Below are 19,212 nucleotides of genomic sequence, written 5' to 3'. Positions count from 1 at the left end.
GACATGACAACGACAAATCCAGCCTGGTTCATCACAGGCGCTTCTTCCGGACTCGGCCGCGCTTTGGCCGAAGCTGTTCTCGAACGCGGTTGGCGCGCGGCCATTACGGCGCGCAACACCGAGGCGTTGGCGGAACTTGCCTCGCGCCATGGCGACCGCGCGCTGGTGCTGCAGCTCGACGTGACCGACAAGGCCTCAATCGATGAAGCTGTTGCGGCCGCGCAAGGACATTTTGGAGCGATCGATGTCCTCGTCAACAATGCGGGCTACGGGTATCTCGCTGCGATTGAGGAAGGCGACGATCGGGAGGTCCGCGACCAGTTCGAGACGAATGTCTTTGGTCTGGTTGCCGTTACGAAGAGAATCTTGCCGGGCATGCGAGCTCGACGCCACGGTCATATCTTCAACATATCGTCGCTCGGTGGCCTCGTCGCCTTCGCAGCCACCGGCTACTACCACGCTACGAAGTTTGCGGTCGAAGCCTTGTCGGAATCGCTCTCCCATGAGGTTGCCCCGCTCGGGATCAAGCTGACCATCGTCGAGCCAGGCGCCTTCCGTACCGACTGGGCGGGCCGCTCGATGATCGAATCCCGGACTGTGATCGACGATTACGCGGAAACGGCCGGTAAACGTCGGCAAGCGACCCGCGCCGTCTCCGGTAACCAGCCGGGCGACCCCGCCCGCGCCGCAGCCGCGATCATTACCGCCTATGAGGCAAAAGAGCCGCCGCTGCGGCTGCTGCTCGGCGCGCCTGCGTTGAGGATCGCGCGCGAACGCCTCGACGCTCTCAGGGCCAATTTCGACGCCTGGGCGGACACCACGCTCAGCGCCGATTTCCCCGCCTGACGACTATTCATCTTCGAAATATGCACGGAGTAAACATGTCCAACATTAAAGGAAAAGTGGTCGCTGTAACGGGTGCGAGCAGTGGCATCGGCGCAGCAACCGCGCGGGTTTTGGCTACGGCAGGAGCCTGCGTCGTCATCGGTGCGCGCCGCGAGGATCGGCTCGAAGAACTGGCGGATGAGATCAGCGCGGCTGGCGGTTTGGTCCGGACGCGGCGGCTTGATGTGACATCTGTAGAAGACGTTAGGGCCTTCGCGAACCAAGCCATCGCTGAGTTCGGTCGGCTCGACGCCATCGTCAACAATGCGGGCGTCATGCCGCTATCGCCGATGGAGGCACTGAAGGTCGACGAATGGGACCGGATGGTGGATGTGAATATCAAAGGGGTGCTTTACGGAATTGCCGCTGCCCTGCCGATCATGAAGGCGCAAGGCACGGGCCACATCGTCAACGTCTCGTCGATCGGCGGACACAGCGTCTCGCCTACAGCCGCTGTCTATTGCGCCACGAAGTTTGCAGTTCGGGCAATCTCTGAAGGCCTTCGCCAGGAGGAGGATCGCATCCGCGTCACCATCATCTCGCCCGGTGTCACCACGTCGGAACTTGCCGACACCATCAGCGACGACAGTGCGCGAGAGGCGATGCGAATCTGGCGAGCAACCGCCATCAGCTCGGAAGCCGTGGCGAATTCAATCCTTTACGCACTCAGCCAGCCCGAAGATGTCGATGTCAGCGAGATCATCATTCGACCGACCGCCAGTCCACACTAGCAGTGGATGGAGCGTTCGCGGCTTGCGCCGACAACCAGTCTCGAAATATCGCGGCCTCATGGGAAAGGCTCTTCGCCTCGATGAGCCAATAGGCTTTGTCCGTATCCGAGGCCATGTTGGACAGCGTTACCAGCGATCCTTGCGCCAGTTCATCGGCAATCAGCGCAGTCGGACAAAGGCCGACACCCTGGCCGCCGATGACCGATCCGATCATCAGGTTGAAATCGGCGAAGAGCGGGCCGGCCCTGGGTGTGTCGCGAAGGCCGGCGATGGCGAACCAGCGCGCCCAGGCATCAGTGGTTTCGTCATGAAGGAGTTCGGCGCTGGCCAGATCGTGAGCTGTTTCAAGCTTGCCGTGACGGGCGCGAAGTTCCGCCGAACAGGTCGGGCGCGTTTCGGCGCTTAGAAGCTCGATCGCGCTTGGGCCGGGCCGGAGTCCATGGCGTATCAACAGATCGACGCCGGCTGCTTCCGGCGTCTTCGCTTCCAGCGCATAGACGATGTGGATGCGAAGGTCCGGATAGGCCGCCCTAAACCTCGGCAATTGCGGAATGAGCCATCGCGTTGCCATTGATGCGATGCAGGCAATGCTGATCGGGCGGCTGTGGATTTCGAGCCGCAATTGCCGGGCGGCGATTTCGATGTGTCCGAGCCCATGCGTCACCGCCGCCCCGAACTCGCGCCCGGCAGCGGTGAGCGCGACACCACGGGTCTGCCGCACGAAGAGCGGGACGTTCAACCAGTTTTCCACCGTTCGCACATGCTGGCTGACGCCGGCGGCCGTCAGATTGATTTCGGCGGCGGCCTTGACGAAACTCTCGTGACGCGCGGCTGCCTCGAAGGCGCGCAGGGATGAGAGGGGAAGATTTTTCATGGGTAATGACTAAGTCAGGCTTGGTCAAAGGACAAGAACAAACTGTGTTGTTTGGCGGTGCTATTTCGCTAGAGTGCCGCCGAATATGGTGCTTCTGACAGGCGTTCGGCAAGCGCTAGGCTATCATCACGCAAGCATATAAGGGATAGTGATCGTAATGCAAAGTTCATCCATGCCGCTGATCCCTTCCGACGCAAACGACCGTCGCAGCAAGCCGCCGGTCGTGGTCTATCCGGTCGAGACGCTTCCGGCTGCGGATCTTGGTCTTTTGAATAGAGCGCGGCAGAAGCTGACGAAGGTGAGCGAGACGATCGTCCCGCCGAGGGAGGCGCGCAGCTTTCACGTTCCCCGGGGACATTTTTTCCGCATCGTCAGTGTAGAAGGCTCGCAGGTCGGCGATCTCAATCTCTGGAATGCGAATGACCTCTCCGAACGATTCTTCAGCGGCAAGACACGCGCCTTGCATGCCACGCATGTCGGCGTCGGCGATCGATTGTGGAGCAGCCTGCCGTCTCTGCGGCCGATGGCGACGATCACGCATGATACGCTCGGCTGGTATGGCTGGGATGATGACGGCGCCGGCGTCCATGACGTCATCGGCACCCGCTGCGACCCCTATACCAACCGGCTGCTGAAGGGGAACGACTATCATCACTGCTGCCATTCGAACCTGACGCGGGCGCTTGCCGAGGAACGGAACATATCCGTTCAGGAGGCAGAAGCTCATGTGCATGATGTGCTGAATGTCTTCATGTGCACCGGCTTCACGCGCGATACCCACCAGTATTTCATGAAGGCCAGCCCCGTGCGGCCAGGCGATTTCATCGAGTTCTTCGCCGAGATCGATCTTCTGGGTGCTCTCTCCGCATGCCCCGGCGGTGATTGCGGCACCGGTCATTCGAGCGACGAGGCTGCATGCTATCCGCTGAAGGTGGACGTGTGGCAGGCCGACCCCGAGATCATCGCCGGCTGGAGCTTCCCGGAGCGCAATCCTTATCCGCGAACGCACCGGTAGGCCTCCGCAAATCTGGGCTCAAAAGGCAACTCTCGCGTGTCTGCGCTTGATGCCCGCCGAGATTCAGCTTAGCTGTTTGACAGATCCGAGTGTCTATCAAACGGGAGTATGAGCGAATTGGCTGACTGGTTATCCGAGACAAGGCCGATCAGTCGGAAGAACGCCGCCGAGGCGGTCTTTGACGATCTGCGTTCGGCCATCGGCTCGGGACAGCTGACCGTCGGCACTCGGCTGCCATCGGAGGCTCAACTGGCGGAGAGGTATGGCGTGAGCCGGCCCATCATCCGCGAGGCGCTGCGTTCCCTTCAAACGCTCGGGCTGACGCAAACCCGCACCGGCAGCGGTACCTATATCGTGACCGCGATCCCGAGTCCGGAACTCAACTATGGCGCCTACTCGGCGCGCGATCTGATCGAGGCCCGCCCGTTCATCGAGGTTCCTGCCGCCGGCTGGGCGGCGCTGCGCCGCACGGAGCATCAGCTGGCCGCTTTGCTGGAGCTGTGCGACAAGATGGAAAGGGAAGAGGAGCCGCATCCATGGGTGCTGCTTGACTCGCAGTTTCATGGCTTGATCGCCGAGGCATCGGGCAACGCACTGTTTGCGAAGATCGTGGCCGATGCCCGCGAGGCCCTATCCCTGCAATCAGAGATGGTAAACATGATGGCCGGCCGGCGTGCGGCATCTAACCTTGAGCACCGCCGGATCGTTGAAGCGATCGAGGCGGGCTCAGGGCAGGAGGCACGAGAGGCAATGGAGCTTCACCTCGGTCAGGTGAAGCAGGTGGTGACCACCATCATTGGAGAAGATCAGGCTCAGCGTTGACGATAGCGGGCATGTTGGCGAGGTGCTCGGGGCTGAGCGCCTTTTGCAGTTGTTCGACGGTCAGGTGTCCGCGTGCGAGGACGACCTCTGGCACCGTGCGGCCGCTGGCGAGCGCTTCCTGCGCGACTTCTGTGGCGGCGTAGTAGCCGATCAGCGGATTGAGCGCGGTGGCAAGACCGATCGACTCCTCCACCCGTGCGGCCATGATAGCAGGATTGGCCTGGATGCCATCGACGCAGCGTTCCGCCAGGATGCGGCAGGCAGCGCTCAGCTGGCTGATGCTCTGGGAGAGTGCGCGCACCATGATTGGTTCAAAGGCGTTGAGCTGGAGCTGGCCGGCTTCGGCGGCCATGGTGATGGTGATGTCGTTGCCGATCACGGCATAGGCCACTTGATTGACCATCTCGGGGATAACCGGGTTGATCTTCCCGGGCATGATGCTCGATCCCGCCTGCACGGCGGGCAGGGTGATCTCGCCAATGCCGGCGCGTGGACCGGAGGAGAGCAGGCGAAGGTCGTTGCAGGTCTTCGACAGTTTGACCGCTACACGCTTCAGCACCCCTGACAAATGCACGAAGGCGCCTGGATCCTGCGTCGCCTCGATCAGGTCCTCCGCCGTGACGAGCGGGCGTCCCGTCAGTCGCGACAGATGCTCGCATGCCAACGCCGCATATCCGCGAGGGGCATTCAGCCCCGTGCCGATGGCGGTGGCGCCGAGATTGATCTCGTGCAACAGCGCGGCGGACTCGAGAAGGCGAGCCTTGTCCTCGCCAAGCATCACGACGAAGGTCCGGAATTCCTGTCCGAGCGTCATCGGAACAGCATCCTGCAACTGCGTCCGCCCCATTTTGATGAGCCGGGCGAATTCCTGCGCCTTGCGGTCGAAAGCGGTCTTCAGCACGGTCATGGAAGCCGCGAGGTCCTCGATCGCCTCGATCAGCGCGATGTTGATTGCTGTGGGGTAAGCGTCGTTGGTCGACTGGCTAAGGTTGACGTGGTCGTTCGGGTGAAGATGGGCATAGTCGCCCTTGCTATGGCCGAGCAGTTCGAGGGCACGATTGGCGATGACCTCGTTCGCGTTCATGTTCGTCGAGGTGCCGGCCCCGCCCTGGATTTCGTCCACGACGAACTGGTCGTGAAGTGCACCGGCGCGGATCTCGCGGCAGGCCCGGACGATTGCGTCCATCCGCACCCGATCGAGTAGCCCGAGTTCGTGGTTCGCGATTGCCGCGGCCTCTTTCACGAAGGTCAGACCCCGGACGAGATAGGGATTGCGCCCGATCGTCATGCCGGTGACCTGGAAGTTCTCCACCGCCCTTGCGGTATGCACACCCCAATAGACATCTGCCGGAATTTCCTTGGTTCCCAGCAGATCGTGCTCCCTGCGAGTCATGACCACATTATCCTCCAATGGCTCGAGACGACGCTAATATCTGTCAAGCTGTCTGACAGATATTTAGACCGTAACCAATCGACGAACCGCGGTCAATAAGGTCAGATGCCACTTGACGGCAGACTTTCTATAAGATTATGAGGAAATAAAATCTGTCATGCAGCTTTACAGGGCTGTCTTGAAATTGTTGGTCTGTCTCCGCAGCCATTGGGCGGCGAACGGGTTAAGTCGGATGCGCTTGGGTTCCCGACGCAGGGTGAGGCAACCAACTGAAAACGAATTCATTGGGAGGAGAGATATCAATGGAATCAATGAAAACCACATCGGCAGACCGCGAGGTATTCGTCGAGGAAGAGCTCGGATACCACAAGGCGCTCAAGCCAAGGCAGATCCAGATGATCGCCATCGGCGGCGCGATCGGCACCGGACTGTTCCTGGGGGCAGGCGGGCGGCTCGCCCAAGCCGGTCCCGCGCTGGTCTTCGTCTATGCGCTCTGCGGCTTCTTCGCGTTCCTGGTGCTGCGCGCGCTCGGCGAGTTGATCATGCACCGCCCAAGCTCTGGCTCCTTCGTCTCTTATGCCCGCGAGTTCTACGGCGAGAAGATGGCGTTCGCCGCCGGTTGGATGTACTGGCTGAACTGGGCGATGACGTCGGTCGCCGACGTCACCGCCGTCGCCCTCTACATGAACTTCTTCAAGCATTACGTTCCCTGGCTGGCGGGGATAGACCAGTGGGTGTTCGCACTGACGGCGCTTCTGGTCGTCCTGGCGATGAACATGCTGTCGGTCAAGGTGTTCGGCGAGCTTGAATTCTGGTTCAGCCTGATCAAGGTTCTGGCGCTCGCGACCTTCTTGGTCGTCGGCATCTACTTTGTCGTGTTCGGTACCCCCTTGGAGGGGCATACCGTCGGTCTGAGCATCATTACCGACAATGGCGGCTTTTTCCCCAACGGCATCCTGCCTGCCTTCGTCATCATTCAGGGCGTCGTGTTTGCATACGCCTCGGTCGAACTGATCGGCACCACGGCAGGCGAAACCGCCGATCCGCGTAAGGTCATTCCCGGCGCGATCCGTACCGTTGTTGCCCGTCTCCTGATCTTCTATGTCGGCTCGGTGTTCCTGCTCTCGCTCCTCCTGCCTTACACGGCCTATAAGGCCGGCGAGAGCCCCTTCGTGACCTTCTTCGGCTCCATTGGCGTCGAAGGTGCCGATATCATCATGAACCTGGTGGTCCTGACTGCCGTGCTCTCCTCGCTCAATGCTGGTCTCTATTCGACTGGCCGCATTCTTCATTCGATGGCTGTGTCGGGCTCTGCCCCCGCGGCACTCGCAAAGATGAACAGGGCTGGCGTGCCCTATGGCGGCATTGCGGTGACTGCCGCCGTAACGGTTCTCGGCGTAGCGCTGAATGCGGTCGTGCCGGCCGCGGCCTTCGAAATCGCGCTCAGCCTGTCCGCTCTCGGAATCATCTGCGCATGGGGTGTCATCGTGCTTTGCCAACTCAAGCTGTGGCACCTGTCGCGCCGCGGCGAGCTGGTCCGGCCTGATTTCCGTATGTTCGGCGCGCCCTATACCGGCATCCTCACGCTTGTCTTCCTCTTCGGTGTGCTGGTGCTCATGGCTTTCGACTATCCGGTCGGCACCTGGACCATCGCGTCGCTGGTGATCATTATTCCGGCGCTGGTCGTCGGATGGTATCTGCTGCGCGAGCGTATCCATCGCCTGGCCGGAGAACGTGTCGTCAGTGCGGAAGCGCCGCATTGAACGCGCAGCAAATCAATCCGCTGGTGGCAGTCATCGCCACCGGCGGCACCATCGCGAGCAAGCGTGGCGCCGATGGCGCCAGCACGCCAAGCCTGACGGGCGAGGATCTTCTTGCGCTTGTTCCGCAGGTCAACGCGCGGCTACAACCCATTGATCTGATGTCGAAAGATTCCGCCAGCCTGACGCTGGCCGACATGCAGCGGATCAGCGATGCCGTAAGACAGCAGCTCGATGATCCGGCCATTGCCGGTGTCGTCGTCCTGCATGGCACCGATGCGATGGAGGAGACGGCGCTGCTCGTTCACCTGCAGCAGGCAACTTCAAAACCTGTGGTTTTCACCGGTGCGCAATTTACCGCCGATCATCCGCATGCCGATGGGCCGGCCAACCTTGCCCTGGCGATCGAAACCGCGATGAACCAGGATAACGTCGGTCGAGGCGTTCTCGTATCCTTCGGCGGCAGGCTTCTGCCCGCATGGGGCGTCTATAAGCGTAGCGCGGATAAGCCCGACGCATTCCGCTCGGCGCGGCCGATCGGGCATGTCGAGAGCCCGCGTCTGCCTACACCAGTCGCAGGCGTCCGTGTCGATATAGTTGCGATTTATCCCGGCTGCGACGCCACTCATATCCAGGCGAGCCTCGATGCAGGTGCGAACGGAATCGTGCTTGCCGCCCTCGGCTCCGGCAATGCCAATCCAGACATCATCGACACGGTAAGGCGCTGCACGGATAGTGGCGTTCCGGTCGTAGTCTCGAGCCGGGTTCCGGAAGGTCTCCTGATGTCGAGTTATGGCGGCGGCGGAGGCGGGCATGATCTCGCCGTTGTCGGCGCAATTCACTCGCGCACACTTCGGCCCGGCCAAGCTCGCATTCTGCTCGCAACACTCGTTGCCGCACGAAGCCCGGTCGAACGGATCTTCCAGGCTTTTAGCGACTGTCCCTAGCTTTTCCGGCTAGCTTTATTTGCCGTCGCGATACCAGCGCAGCGACATGCAGGAAAGGCCTGCGTCGATCATTTCGATCTGCGTCGTCGCAACCGGTACGACCTTGTAGCCATGCTTGTCGAGAAGCTCGAGGCTGCGTGGGTATGCGGAAGGCACCATCAGAATGTCGTTGATCCGCAGTGCATTTGCCGCCGGCTCTTCGCCTTCCGGGATAATGATCTGCTTGTAGTCCTTGAAGACGCCAGAGCGGGCGAGGCGGGCAGTCGAGAGCATGGTTTCGTCATCCAGCAGCGAGCAGGCGGTCTTGAAATGAAGCACGCCTTCCGGCGTGGCGACCAATTCCGCCTTGTGGCCAAGCCTCTCGAGGCAGCCGATAAGTGCTTCGGCGCCGGCTCTGTCGGTGCGGGCCGAAAGGCCGATCATGACGCCATTCGGCGTCGCCAGAATATCGCCGCCATCCGCAAAACCTGCTGGAAGATCGACTACGGTTTCGAACATGTTGCGCAAGGTCGGGGCGATTTCCGCCGCTTCAGCGGACCGGCTTGCCGCGCCGGGATGCAGCAGGATCGCGCCTTCGGTGAAGACGAGCGCCGGGTCTTCGACGAAGATCGAATCGGGGAAGGCTTCGAGCGCCGGCAGGACGGTCACCTCGACGCCGGCATCGCGCAGTACCGCAATATAGGCATCATGCTCGGCCTTCACGGCTTCATAGGTCGGGCTGCCACGATCCTCGGCGCGCAGGCCGTCCACCACCGAGCGTGATGGCTCGCGAACGATGGCGGAGTTGAAGCGATAGACTGATCTGGCTGGCGACATTTCTGGATACCTTCTTCTTCCGTTCCGGCGGTTGCATCCGACTCAACTGATGTCGTGCATCTAAGCGGAATCTGCACGCGGGGACAGGTGGCAGCTCGCGAACTTATCCGATTGCGATTCCCTTCTCCGCCAGCGCGGCCCTCATCCGATCAACCAGATCGTGACGGGTCTCCGTCCAATCGCTGGTCTTGACCCAGTATTCGATCTTTAATGTCGTCTTTTCGGCCGTCAGGTCGTCTGAATAGACACGGGCAGCAGGATTGCTCTGCACGCGGCGATCATTGGTGACGATATCAAGAAGGGTTTTCGTAGCGAGCTTCAGATCCGCGCCGTCACCGACGGCTACCGACAGTTGCTGCCGGCGATTGGGTTCGCGGCTGTGATTGATGATCGGCGTGTTCCATAGCGTCGAGTTCGGGGCGAGCAGATAAAGGCCGTCGGCGGTGCGCAGTTGAGTAGCGAACAGTCCGACTTCGACGATTTTGCCGGCAACCGTAGAGGCTTCTATATACTCGCCGACACGAAAGGGGCGCAGTGCGAGCAGCATGATTCCGGCGGCTATGTTTTGTAGCGTGCCTTGAAGGGCAAGTCCGATGGCGAGGCCGGCGGCACCCAACGTCGCAACGATCGAGGTCGTCTGGACCCCGAATTGCCCGAGTACAGTGACGAACACAAGAATCAGCAGCCCGTAGTGAAGCGCCTTCTCGAAGAATCGGGCCAGTGTTTCGTCTATGCCGTGAATTTTCGAGATGCCTTTGTAAGCCCACCGACTGATGACGCTGGCAAGAACCCAGCCGCCGGCCAGCAGGACGATCGCTCCTATAGTCGAAAAGCCGTAGTGAACGATCAGGGCGCTTGCCTGACTGAGTGCAGTCTGCGTGGCGACGATTGCGTTGGTGGCTTGATTTTCCATTCTGCACATACCCTTTCAGGCCATTGATGGTCACGGCCAAGGAACCCTCCGAAGCCGAACTGGTTCCGCTTTGGTGCCCTTCCATGATGGTAAATGCAATGGCGGAGGTCGCCGGATCACCCAAAATAAGGACTGTAGGCGAGACGCCATTTTGGGGTTTTGAGGCGGCGGCGATTTACGGTTTATGGGGTGAAATTAACCATTTGTTAACCATGGCGTTGGTACACAATATCAACGATTTATTTACATAGATGACCAAAGTGATAACAGACCCTCGCTCCATTCGCATCAAGGGCCGCTCCTTTCTGGCGGTCATGCTTTCTCCGGATCTTCCGTTCGATAACTGGTTGATAAGATTGGATGATCTGGCTGCACGCTCGGCCGGATTCTTCCTTGGGCGACCGGTTGTGCTCGACGTGACGGATCTGCCGATCGACCGTTCGCAGCTGAAGGAGCTCATCGCGGAGCTTGGCCAGCGCAATGTCAGCATCATGGGAATCGAGGGTGCGCGCCCGTCGATCCTTGGGCCGGGCATGCCTGCCGCTCTCAAGGGTGGCCGCGCGGTTTCCGACTTCGAGGTTCCCGAGAAAGAGCCGACCATCGAGCTGCGAAGCCAGCCGGCCACGGTGCCTGAAGCCCGTCCGTCGGTTCAGTCCATCACGATCAGGGAGCCGGTGCGTTCTGGCCAGTCGATCATCTTCCCGGAAGGTGACGTCACTATCGTCGGATCCGTTGCTTCGGGAGCGGAGATCGTCGCCGGCGGTTCGATCCATATCTATGGAACCTTGCGCGGCCGGGCCATGGCGGGGTCGTTGGGCAAGGCGTCGGCGCACATCTTCTGCCGCAAGCTCGAGGCAGAACTCGTTGCCATCGACGGTATCTACAAGATGGCGGAAGACATGCCCGCCAACCTTCGCGGGCAGGCCGTCCAGCTCTGGCTGGAAGGCGATGCCATCAAAGCAGAGAAACTTATCTGAGCCGGAAACCGGTCAGGAAACAGGAGAGCAAGATGGGGAAAGTCATCGTAGTGACGTCAGGCAAGGGCGGGGTTGGCAAGACGACCTCGACTGCCGCGCTCGGAGCGGCCCTGGCGCAAAGAAATGAGAAAGTGGTCGTCGTCGATTTCGACGTCGGGCTTCGCAATCTCGATCTGGTGATGGGCGCGGAGCGCAGGGTCGTCTACGATCTCGTCAATGTTATTCAGGGCGATGCCAAGCTGCCGCAGGCGCTGATCCGCGACAAGCGACTGGAAACGCTGTTTTTGCTGCCGGCATCGCAGACCCGCGACAAGGACAATCTGACGCCCGAAGGCGTCGAGCGCGTCATCAATGAGTTGAAGCAGCATTTCGACTGGATCATCTGCGACAGCCCGGCCGGGATCGAGCGCGGCGCGACCCTGGCAATGCGTCATGCGGATACGGCGGTGGTCGTCACCAACCCTGAGGTTTCTTCGGTGCGCGATTCGGATCGCATCATCGGCCTGCTCGACTCGAAGACGCTCAAGGCGGAGCGCGGCGAGCGCATGGAGAAGCATCTGCTGCTCACCCGCTACGACGCCAATCGCGCCGAGCGCGGCGACATGCTCAAGGTCGACGACGTTCTGGAGATTCTGTCCATCCCGCTCCTCGGCATCATTCCGGAAAGCAGCGATGTTCTGCGCGCCTCCAATATCGGCGCCCCTGTCACGCTGGCTGACAGCCGCAGCGCGCCCGCGATGGCGTATTTCGATGCTGCGCGCCGGCTGGCCGGCGAGGTTCTCCCGATCACGATTCCCGGTGAAAAGCGGAACATTTTCGGCAAGATCTTCGGACGGAGGGCGGCATGAACATTTTTCGTCTTTTTGGAAAGCAAAAGACCGCCCCGGCCGCGCGCGAACGCTTGCAACTGCTTCTCGCCCACGAACGTTCGTCTGTAGGATCGGACCTGGTGTTTCTGCTGCGCGAGGAAATCCTTGCCGTGATCGAAAAACACGTACAGCTCGACAGGGACAAGGTTCAGGTGAAGATGGATTGCAACGAGCACGTCTCGACGCTCGAAATCGACGTCGAAATTCCGTTGAACGCAACCGTGCGAGCCGCTTAAGGCCAGGTTTGCGGCCGCTCGATTAGAGATCGTATATTCAATAGTGCAATCCTCCGGCCACCGGCCGGGGGATTTTCTGCGTGGTGATTCCGCAGCGCGGGGTTGCTCCGAAATTGAGCGGAGGCAACCCGACCATCGTGACTTCCACCATGACATGTTTGTTCGATTGCGTGTCGCAACCGGACAATGTGCCACCATGGAACATGGCCTGAAATCCTAAGATCGGGTTCACTGAAATTGGAGGTTGGGTAAATTTCGACTTCATAAAATGCAAAGAATATTCGATACTTGTGCACGGAGCAGCCGGCTCTCAGGCTGCGGATCAGGTAAGGGGCCATAAGCAATTTTCATCGCCGCCGTAGCAATGTGGTTGGCTCTTTGCGTCATTTCGGTCTCCTCGCTTGAGGGGGACGATGCGGGGCAATGCTGTGGATACTCTGCTGTCATCCAAGGGCTAAGTTAAGGATTGAAGCGACGTGCTTGTTGTTCCGAAAGAACCACCACAGACGTTCATTTTGCTGATGCTGTCATCGCTTCGAAAGGCGTTCTTCAGCATCGCGCTCGCCAGTGCGGCGATCAATGTGCTGGCGCTCACCGGTTCGTTCTTCATGCTGCAGGTTTACGACCGGGTCATTCCCGGTCGCAGTCTTCCGACGCTGGCTGGTCTCGCGATTATCGCCGCGACCCTATTCATATTTCAGGGCGCATTGGAGTTATTGCGCTCCATGTTGCTGGCGCGCGTCGGCGCATCCCTTGATGAACGGATGAACCGGAGGGTTTTCGGCTCGCTCGTTCTTTTGCCGACCAGAATGCAAACCTCCGACGATGGGCTCCAGTCCGTTCGGGATCTGGAGCAGGTCCGCTCGTTCCTGTCCGGAGCCGGATGCGCGGCGCTGTTCGATCTGCCCTGGATGCCGTTTTACCTGGTCCTGTGCTTCCTGTTCCATTTTTGGATCGGCGTCACCGCGCTTTGTGGGGCCGTTCTGCTTGTCATTCTAACCGTGCTTGCCGAGGTGCTGTCGCATCGGCCGGCGCTTGAAGCCGCCAAATCCTCGGCCGCCCGTCTCAGCTTCGCGCAGGCCGCGCGGCGGAACTGGGAAGCTGTTGTCGCCATGGGTTTCAGCGGCCGCCTCACTGAGAAATGGGCGGCGATGAACGAGGACTATCTCGCAAATCAGCTGGCCGCGAGCAACATTGCCGGCACGCTGACCACGATCGCCAAGATATCGCGGATGATGCTTCAGTCCGGCGTTCTGGCCGTGGGCGCGATCCTCGTCATCGACCAGCAGGCAACCGGCGGCATCATCATCGCAAGCTCGATCATGGTCACTCGCGCTCTGGCCCCGGTCGAACTTGCGATCGGACAATGGAAGGGCTTCGTCGGCGCCCGGCAAAGCTGGGCGCGTCTCAACAAGCTTTTGAACCTGATCCCGAACGAACAATGGGCAGTTGCGCTGCCGGCGCCGCAAAAAGATCTCAGCGTCGAGAATATCGGTCTGACGTCTCCGGGAAACCGCGATTTCATCCTGCGTAACATCTCGTTCAAGATAGCGGCGGGAACGGTGCTCGGCGTCGTCGGTCCAAGTGCCTCGGGGAAATCGTCGCTCGCCAGGGCGATCACCGGACTGTGGCCGGTCACCATCGGCGCGATCAGGCTCGATCAGGCGGCGCTGTCGCAATGGGAGCCAAGCGAACTGGGGCAACATGTCGGATATCTTCCGCAGGATGTCGGCCTGTTCGATGGCTCGATCGCCGAAAATATCTCCCGCTTCGCCAGGGACATGCAGCCTGAGCCAATCATCGCGGCCGCGAAGGCCGCCGGCGTCTACGACATGATCGTCAAGCTGCCGGACGGATTCGACACGATCATAGGCGAGGGCGGCTCGCGGCTGTCGGCCGGTCAAAGGCAACGCATCGCCTTGGCGCGCGCGCTTTATGGTGATCCGTTCCTGGTGGTTCTGGACGAGCCGAACTCGAATCTGGATGCCGAAGGGGAGGCGTCCCTGACCAAAGCCTTGATCGGCGTACGGGCGCGGGGTGGCATCGCCATTGTCGTGGCGCACAGGCCGAGCGCGCTTGCGGCCGCCGACAAGGTCATGATTATCGCCAACGGCCAAATGCAGGCCTTCGGCACCAAGGACGAGATACTGGGGACGTCTCCGAAGCCTTCTGGGACCGGACCTGTGCGATTGATGATCGCCGGCGAGGATGTGAGCGGATGAAGAACACGAAGCTCTCCCCCACCGACCGCGCCATCCGCCGCCTTTCCATGTTCGTGTTGGCGACGATCCTCCTGCTGTTTGGCATCATGGGCGGCCTTGCGACAGCAACGAAGATCTCCGGAGCGGTCATCTCATCTGGTACCCTAGTTGTGGACAGCCACGTAAAGCCTGTGCAGCACCTCAAGGGCGGCATCGTCAGTGCGATCAATGTGAAGAATGGCGATCGCGTCGAGGCCGGTCAGGTTTTGATTCGTCTGGATGATACGCAGACCAGAGCCAGTCTCGCCATTTTCAGGAAGCGTCTGAATGAACTTGCCGCCAGAACGGCACGGCTAGCTGCCGAGCGTGACGGCAAGGATGCGATCATCTTCCCGGCGGATCTGTTGTCCAACGCCGACAATGACGACGTGAAGAGCATATTGACCGGCGAGCAACGCCTGTTCAACGACCGGCAGGCTTCGCGACAAGGCCAGAAGTCCCAGCTGCGCGAGAGAATACAGCAGCTGAAACAGGAAGTCGAAGGCCTTGTCGCGCAGGAGAAGGGCAAGCGCACCGAGATCGAGCTCGTCGGCAAGGAGCTCGGCAGCCTGCAGCAATTGCTGGCTCAGGGCATCATTTCGGCGACGAAGGTTTATTCGTTGCAGCGGGATAGCGCCCGGCTGACGGGTGAGCTGGGCAATCTCGTGTCGTCGATTGCGCAGACCAACGGCAAGATAACCGAGACCGAGCTTCAGATCATTCAGATCGATAATGACCGCAGTTCAGAGGTTTCCGATCAGCTGCGGCAGGCTGAGAGCGATACGGGGCAGTTTTCGGAGCGGCTGATCGCCGTCGAGGACGATCTAAGGCGGATAGAGATCAGGGCACCGCAAGCCGGGATCATCGATCAGTTGAACGTGCATGCGGCGGGTGCGGTGATCGGCCCGGCGGAAACCATCATGCAGATCGTGCCGGACAAGGACGCGCTTGTCGCCGAGCTGAAGCTTGCGCCACAGGACATCGCCCAGGTCTCCGTCGGGCAGGTCGTCGCTTTGCGATTTTCCGCTTTCAACCAGCGCATCACGCCCGAACTGAATGGTCGCGTCGAGACCATCTCGGCGGATCTGACGACCGATCAGCATTCTGGCCAGAGTTATTATGTGGTTCGCGCTAAAGCGTCGAAGGAGGAGTGGGACCGGCTGGGCGAGCTGACGCCGCTTGCCGGCATGCCGGTAGAAGCCTTCATGCAGACCGGCTCGAGAAGCGTTCTTGCCTATTTGACGAAGCCGATGACCGATCAGATCAAGCGGGCGTTCAAAGAGAATTAAAAGCGCGGCCGTGATTTAGACGGTCGCGCCAGGCGCCCAAGACACCCTGGCATCAGATCATATATGCCAATCGGTGGTATGGGTGGACTGAACCGCCGAGGCCGTCTGCGTTGTGTGATCATCCAGCGAATAGGCCTTGATATAGTCGATCTTCATTTCCGACCCGTCGTTCTTCAACGTGTCTCCCGGCGTGCCCGCAATACCGCCGACGGCCAGATTGACCAGCATATACATGGGGCCGTGCATATCGGCGGGCGTGTCGGCATGAGCCACGGCAACATCGTCGAAATACCAGACGATCTGGTCCTGATCCCAGAGCACGCCGTAGGTGTGGAAGCCGTCGGTGCTGGGAACCGACACGGGGATGGATTCCATCGTGTGTTCGCCCGTCGCGTTCGAATGTGCCGTCACATGGACCGTGTTCGGGTCCTGGCCGCGCATTTCCACCACGTCGAGTTCCGGCGGCCAGGATCCGTCTTCCGGCAGCAACCAGAAGGCCGGCCACGCGCCCTGATCATGCGGCATCTCTGCCCGCATTTCGAAATATCCGTAGGTCTGGGAGAACGAAGAGTAGCTGGTCAGGATGCCGGAGGTATAGTCATGGTCTTCCACGACCGATTTCAGCGCATCAGGTGTCGCTTTGGCGCTGATCGTCAAAACACCGTCGGAAACGGAAAACGGATTGACCGATGAGGTCGGAGCGTAGGACGGGTTGATGTACCACTGCAGCTCGTCGTTGAGGCTGCTGCCCTTGTCCGGCGACCAATGAAACTTCGCTTCCCAGGTGCCCTGCGTTCCGTTGCTGAGAGAAAGCGAATTGAACTCGTCCGAAAAGGTCTGGGTGAGCGAGGAACGGTCGAGACCGAGCTGAAACTGATCTTCATGAAGATCGGCCACGGTCTTGTTTGCAAAAACCAGGCTTTCGCCATTTCCCAGATCCAGCCGCAGATTGGCACCTTCCTGGGTCGTGTGGCTGGTGACCTGATCGAAGGAGGTCAGTCCGTATTGATTCAGGCGCACCTTGTCGTCGTCGCTGAAATCGGTGATCAGGTCGCTGCCATTGCCCTTGGAGATGATAAAGGTGTCAGCGCCGCCGCCGCCGGTCAGGACGTCGTTGCCGGCACCACCATCGATGGTCTGGCTTCCCGTACCACCGGTAATGATATTGTCGGCGCTGTTGCCATAGGCATGTCGGTTATTGCCGGTCACAGTCAGATTTTCGAAATTGTCCGGCAGGGTATAGTCCATCCAGGTACTGATGGTATCGATCCCGCCATTGGGCGCTTCGTAGGCATGGTTGATGCTGGAATAAAGATAGTAGATATCGTCGCCGGTACCGCCATGCATCGTCACGTTGACGGAGGCGTCGCCCCACATGGAATCATTTCCAGCGGTGCCGTAGAGTATCGGGCCGGAACCGGTGGCGGAGAAAAAACCTGTCGACGTTCCGCTGTAGTAAAGCGGCTGGCCCAGGGCATTGAGAACACTCGTGGTCATCGGCAACCTCTTCCGTTGCGTTAGGTTGTCTCCTCCACAAAGCCAACATTTTTTCGCGCCTTGTCTAGCGAGATAGGGCCGCGGGCATTCTTGCCCAGCCCCACGGAAAAATTTTTTACATTCAAAAGTAGAGATAGTGGCCACATGCGCGGGCGACGGGCGACGTCGGCCCACGCCGACCTCATTTGAACGGAACAGATTTCCCGTTTTCCGGGCAAGGAGAGATGGTCGTTCCTTTTAATCTATCATTTCCATAGACAATATTTGCTCATTGGAAAGCTCGTTTGAAGCTCGGAAAGGAATGAGAATGGTTGCCCGCAAACTCGTCGGCATCGCCGGTAGTTTCAACCGCCCGTCGAAGACATATGCGCTTGTGCAGAACGTGGCCGATCTGGCGACCAATCAGTATGGTTTTGCAAGCAGCCTCTACGACCTGCAGGATGTCGGCCCGTCGCTGGGCGCCGCTCAATGGCGCAAGGATCTGGACGATCAGGCGAAGCGGGTGATCGACGATATCGTTGCCTCTGACGTGCTCGTCATCGGCTCGCCCACCTACAAAGGGTCCTATCCCGGCCTCTTCAAGCACCTCATCGATCTCATCGATCCGCATGAGCTGCGCGCCAAGCCGATCATCATCACGGCAACGGGTGGCGGCGATCGGCATGCGCTGATGGTGGAACATCAGCTGCGGCCGCTCTTCGGCTTCTTCATGGCCCATACGCTGCCAACGGCGGTCTATGCCTCGGATCGCGATTTTACCGATTACAAGATTTCGTCCGAACCGCTTTCCAAGCGCATCGACGAGGTGATCGGCGAACTCGCCGCCTTCTTTCCCGGCGCGACGGCACTGCTTGCCGCAGCCGAGTGACCGATCGTCCCACGGCAACATCTTTTACTTAAGCAAATTGGATCAACGAGATGGAGGATAGCATGAAATTCGATGTCATCACCCGCTTGAAGACGGCCTTTGGCCAGCTCTGGATTCACTGGAAGGATGAGCCTCTTCATCTGATCGATAGAGCGGCTGCCGTCGACGATGATCGGGGGCCATCGGCGCGCGATTACGAGCTCTATTTCTGGTGCTCAACGCCGATTGCCTGGTATTGAGGGGAACGCGCGATGGCTCTGGCTTTCGATCTCCGGCGACCGGTTTCAAGACGCATCCCGAGTTACATTCGATCCCGTCTCGTTCGCGGTGCCGAAGTTTGCACCATTGCCTCCTCCTTCATCTTTCTGTTCGCACTCGTGGCGGGAGCATTCTGATGACCGCTCCCGAGCATCAATTGCCCTTGATCGAAAGAGCGGAGGTGCGATGAGCAGGGTCCTGATATTGCCGGGCCTATTCGGATCGGGGGAAGGGCACTGGCAGCGCTATTGGCTGCAGGATCAACCCGACGGCCATGTGGTGGAGCAGGACGACTGGGATCATCCGAACCTTCGTGATTGGATGGAAAAGCTCGAAGTGGCGCTCGATGAAGCGGGCGACGCCTATATCGTTGCTCATAGTCTCGGCTGCCTGCTGGCTGCCCAATTGGCGAGCCGGCCGGCCGCGCGCCGCGTCAAGGGTGCACTGCTTGTTGCGCCCTGCGATCTCCCCGCGACGGAAACGCTGCATGCGGGGCAGGTTTCCTTCGGCACCATGCCCACCGACCCCCTTCCATTTCCGAGCATGACGATCGGCAGCCTCAACGACATCTATATGACGCTCGACCGCCTTACGATGTTCGGGCGCCTCTGGAATTCCGAGATCAGGAATATCGGCCTTGCGGGCCATATCAATGTCGCAAGCGGTTTCGGGCGTTGGCCGAGCGGTTATGCGCTGCTGGATACGCTGAAAGCGCGAGCCAGACACCGGAGGCCGTATGTTTCTGCGCCGGCAGTGACGGCGAGCGCTTGAGGAGACTTTTCTTCGAGAGCATTCATCGTCGTTCTGCGGCGGATTTCTTTT

21 protein-coding genes are annotated in these 19,212 nt (G+C 59.9%); 15 read left to right on the top strand and 6 right to left on the bottom strand.

The genetic code is table 11. The features are described from left to right. Nucleotides 1-3 precede the first annotated feature (3 nt). Together AB6803_RS03890 and AB6803_RS03885 are read left to right on the top strand one after the other, a co-directional pair. A complete protein-coding gene (locus AB6803_RS03890) occupies nucleotides 4-846 on the top strand; it encodes an oxidoreductase (protein WP_371107628.1) in 843 nt (280 codons plus the stop codon). Nucleotides 847-881: 35 nt separating this feature from the next. Beyond that, entirely contained in the window at nucleotides 882-1,616 is a 735-nt protein-coding gene (locus AB6803_RS03885; protein ID WP_371107627.1) for an SDR family oxidoreductase, read from the top strand. Here the strand turns inward: AB6803_RS03885 and AB6803_RS03880 are convergent. Further along, the gene (locus tag AB6803_RS03880; protein ID WP_371107626.1) at nucleotides 1,588-2,490 is read right to left on the bottom strand and encodes a LysR substrate-binding domain-containing protein; all 903 of its coding nucleotides are present in this window, start codon (nucleotides 2,488-2,490) and stop codon (nucleotides 1,588-1,590) included. The genes AB6803_RS03885 and AB6803_RS03880 overlap by 29 nt on opposite strands. 157 nt (nucleotides 2,491-2,647) lie before the next feature. Between AB6803_RS03880 and AB6803_RS03875 the strand changes: the two genes are divergently transcribed. Together AB6803_RS03875 and AB6803_RS03870 are read left to right on the top strand one after the other, a co-directional pair. Beyond that, a complete protein-coding gene (locus tag AB6803_RS03875) occupies nucleotides 2,648-3,505 on the top strand; it encodes an urea carboxylase-associated family protein (RefSeq protein WP_371107625.1) in 858 nt (285 codons plus the stop codon). 108 nt (nucleotides 3,506-3,613) lie between these two features. Beyond that, complete coding sequence (locus tag AB6803_RS03870; protein WP_371107624.1) at nucleotides 3,614-4,327, top strand: FadR/GntR family transcriptional regulator; 714 nt, start codon at nucleotides 3,614-3,616, stop codon at nucleotides 4,325-4,327. Here AB6803_RS03870 and AB6803_RS03865 read toward each other — a convergent pair. Continuing rightward, nucleotides 4,299-5,720: an aspartate ammonia-lyase gene (locus tag AB6803_RS03865; RefSeq protein WP_371107623.1), complete on the bottom strand. Its 1,422-nt coding sequence runs from the start codon at nucleotides 5,718-5,720 to the stop codon at nucleotides 4,299-4,301. The two genes, AB6803_RS03870 and AB6803_RS03865, sit on opposite strands and share 29 nt — an antisense overlap. Nucleotides 5,721-6,022: 302 nt before the next feature. Here AB6803_RS03865 and AB6803_RS03860 point away from each other — a divergent pair, with 302 nt between their 5' ends. Next, nucleotides 6,023-7,483, top strand: coding sequence for an amino acid permease (locus tag AB6803_RS03860; RefSeq protein ID WP_371107622.1), 1,461 nt, complete (start codon nucleotides 6,023-6,025; stop codon nucleotides 7,481-7,483). Continuing rightward, nucleotides 7,480-8,427, top strand: coding sequence for an asparaginase (locus tag AB6803_RS03855; RefSeq protein WP_371107621.1), 948 nt, complete (start codon nucleotides 7,480-7,482; stop codon nucleotides 8,425-8,427). The genes AB6803_RS03860 and AB6803_RS03855 overlap by 4 nt, the downstream gene beginning before the upstream one ends. Before the next feature lie 15 nt (nucleotides 8,428-8,442). On the opposite strand, the gene AB6803_RS03850 is transcribed toward AB6803_RS03855, so the two are convergent. Together AB6803_RS03850 and AB6803_RS03845 are read right to left on the bottom strand one after the other, a co-directional pair. Next, a complete protein-coding gene (locus tag AB6803_RS03850) occupies nucleotides 8,443-9,243 on the bottom strand; it encodes an arginine deiminase family protein (RefSeq protein WP_371107620.1) in 801 nt (266 codons plus the stop codon). Between the two features lie 103 nt (nucleotides 9,244-9,346). After that, a complete protein-coding gene (locus AB6803_RS03845) occupies nucleotides 9,347-10,156 on the bottom strand; it encodes a mechanosensitive ion channel family protein (RefSeq protein WP_371107619.1) in 810 nt (269 codons plus the stop codon). 26 nt (nucleotides 10,157-10,182) lie between these two features. On the opposite strand from AB6803_RS03845, the gene AB6803_RS03840 reads away from it, so the two are divergent. Genes AB6803_RS03840 through minE form a run of 4 tightly spaced genes read left to right on the top strand, consistent with a single transcriptional unit; the run spans nucleotide 10,183 to nucleotide 12,238 of the window. Next, nucleotides 10,183-10,407, top strand: coding sequence for a hypothetical protein (locus AB6803_RS03840; protein WP_371107618.1), 225 nt, complete (start codon nucleotides 10,183-10,185; stop codon nucleotides 10,405-10,407). Continuing rightward, the gene (gene minC / locus AB6803_RS03835; protein ID WP_371107617.1) at nucleotides 10,408-11,133 is read left to right on the top strand and encodes a septum site-determining protein MinC; all 726 of its coding nucleotides are present in this window, start codon (nucleotides 10,408-10,410) and stop codon (nucleotides 11,131-11,133) included. It begins immediately after the preceding gene. A 32-nt stretch (nucleotides 11,134-11,165) separates the two neighbouring features. Then, nucleotides 11,166-11,981, top strand: a complete 816-nt coding sequence (minD, locus tag AB6803_RS03830; protein WP_153367792.1) for a septum site-determining protein MinD — start codon at nucleotides 11,166-11,168, stop codon at nucleotides 11,979-11,981. Further along, entirely contained in the window at nucleotides 11,978-12,238 is a 261-nt protein-coding gene (gene minE / locus AB6803_RS03825) for a cell division topological specificity factor MinE (RefSeq protein ID WP_047458073.1), read from the top strand. The genes minD and minE overlap by 4 nt, the downstream gene beginning before the upstream one ends. Nucleotides 12,239-12,499: 261 nt before the next feature. Here the strand turns inward: minE and AB6803_RS03820 are convergent, their stop codons facing one another. Continuing rightward, the gene (locus tag AB6803_RS03820) at nucleotides 12,500-12,625 is read right to left on the bottom strand and encodes a hypothetical protein (protein WP_371107616.1); all 126 of its coding nucleotides are present in this window, start codon (nucleotides 12,623-12,625) and stop codon (nucleotides 12,500-12,502) included. An 89-nt stretch (nucleotides 12,626-12,714) separates the two neighbouring features. Here AB6803_RS03820 and AB6803_RS03815 point away from each other — a divergent pair, with 89 nt between their 5' ends. Both AB6803_RS03815 and AB6803_RS03810 read left to right on the top strand, forming a co-directional pair. Beyond that, entirely contained in the window at nucleotides 12,715-14,460 is a 1,746-nt protein-coding gene (locus AB6803_RS03815; RefSeq protein WP_371107615.1) for a type I secretion system permease/ATPase, read from the top strand. Next, nucleotides 14,457-15,767, top strand: coding sequence for an HlyD family type I secretion periplasmic adaptor subunit (locus AB6803_RS03810; RefSeq protein WP_371107614.1), 1,311 nt, complete (start codon nucleotides 14,457-14,459; stop codon nucleotides 15,765-15,767). Before AB6803_RS03815 ends, AB6803_RS03810 begins: the two co-directional genes overlap by 4 nt. A 57-nt stretch (nucleotides 15,768-15,824) precedes the next feature. Here the strand turns inward: AB6803_RS03810 and AB6803_RS03805 are convergent, their stop codons facing one another. Continuing rightward, nucleotides 15,825-17,264 carry a family 16 glycosylhydrolase gene (locus AB6803_RS03805; RefSeq protein ID WP_371107613.1) on the bottom strand — a complete coding sequence of 480 codons (1,440 nt, stop codon included), beginning with the start codon at nucleotides 17,262-17,264 and terminating at the stop codon, nucleotides 15,825-15,827. A gap of 307 nt (nucleotides 17,265-17,571) precedes the next feature. Here AB6803_RS03805 and msuE point away from each other — a divergent pair, with 307 nt between their 5' ends. The 3 genes from msuE to AB6803_RS03790 all read left to right on the top strand — a co-directional run bounded on the left by msuE (nucleotide 17,572) and on the right by AB6803_RS03790 (nucleotide 19,161). Further along, nucleotides 17,572-18,132 carry an FMN reductase gene (gene msuE, locus AB6803_RS03800; protein WP_371107612.1) on the top strand — a complete coding sequence of 187 codons (561 nt, stop codon included), beginning with the start codon at nucleotides 17,572-17,574 and terminating at the stop codon, nucleotides 18,130-18,132. 62 nt (nucleotides 18,133-18,194) lie between these two features. Beyond that, nucleotides 18,195-18,371 (top strand): hypothetical protein, encoded by a 177-nt coding sequence (locus AB6803_RS03795; protein ID WP_371107611.1) that lies wholly within the window; start codon nucleotides 18,195-18,197, stop codon nucleotides 18,369-18,371. Between the two features lie 205 nt (nucleotides 18,372-18,576). After that, entirely contained in the window at nucleotides 18,577-19,161 is a 585-nt protein-coding gene (locus AB6803_RS03790; protein ID WP_371107610.1) for an RBBP9/YdeN family alpha/beta hydrolase, read from the top strand. The last annotated feature ends 51 nt before the right edge of the window (nucleotides 19,162-19,212 follow it).

This window comes from Rhizobium sp. RCC_161_2, from assembly GCF_041355235.1.
Classification (GTDB): Bacteria; Pseudomonadota; Alphaproteobacteria; order Rhizobiales; family Rhizobiaceae; genus Rhizobium.
The sequence above is the reverse complement of the archived record's forward strand: the minus strand, read 5'-3'. Positions and strand labels throughout refer to the sequence as shown.